1 protein-coding gene is annotated in these 249 nt (G+C 45.8%); it reads left to right on the top strand.

The window, feature by feature from the left end; all coding sequences use genetic code 11:
* On the top strand, positions 1-249 hold a 249-nt coding region (locus tag AAEZ00_RS21840), incomplete at both ends, for a GTP cyclohydrolase II (RefSeq protein ID WP_502959364.1).

Below are 249 nucleotides of genomic sequence, written 5' to 3'. Positions count from 1 at the left end.
ATGCAGAGTATTGCTGAACAAGGGCAGGGGTTTCTTCTGTACTTGCGCCAGGAAGGCCGTGGTATTGGGTTGCTTAATAAAATAAGAGCTTACGAGCTGCAAGATGCTGGTGCCAATACGGTTGAAGCGAATGAGCGTTTAGGCTTTGAAGCTGATATGCGTAAATACGACATGGTTTTGCCGATGTTAACGCAAATTGGCGTGACTAAAGTAAAGTTGATGACCAATAACCCGCGTAAAGTGATGGCG

Origin of the sequence: Shewanella sp. S1-49-MNA-CIBAN-0167 (genome assembly GCF_040310145.1) — a bacterium.
Lineage (GTDB): Bacteria > Pseudomonadota > Gammaproteobacteria > Enterobacterales > Shewanellaceae > Shewanella > Shewanella psychromarinicola.
The sequence above is the reverse complement of the archived record's forward strand: the minus strand, read 5'-3'. Positions and strand labels throughout refer to the sequence as shown.